We start from the raw sequence: 344 nt of genomic DNA, 5'->3' as shown, positions 1-344 counted from the left end.
GCCTTCCTCGGCCTGTTGCTGATCGCCCCGCTGGTGATGCCGCCGTTCTACGTGACGCTGCTCAACTACATCGGCCTTTACGCCATGGTCGCGCTCGGCCTGGTGCTGCTGACCGGGGTGGGGGGGCTGACCAGCTTCGGCCAGGCCGCCTTCGTGGGCCTGGGCGCCTACACCACCGGGGTGCTCACCACCGCCACCGAGCTGCCCGGCTATCTGGCCTGGCTGGGCGGTTCGCCCTGGCTCGCGCTCATCGTCGGGCTGGTGTTCACCGCCACGGTGGCGATCGTGCTCGGCTCGCTCACCCTGAAGCTCTCCGGCCACTTCCTGCCGCTGGGCACGATCGC

At 70.1% G+C, this 344-nt stretch carries 1 protein-coding gene; it reads left to right on the top strand.

Translation table 11 applies throughout. The features are described 5' to 3' along the window. Positions 1 to 344: ABC transporter permease subunit (locus AC3A35_RS27960; RefSeq protein WP_487439819.1), on the top strand; the 344-nt coding region annotated here is incomplete at both ends.

The sequence above is a fragment of the Azoarcus sp. Soil_N_20 genome (genome assembly GCF_057656155.1).
This window is presented reverse-complemented; position numbering and strand designations above follow the sequence as displayed.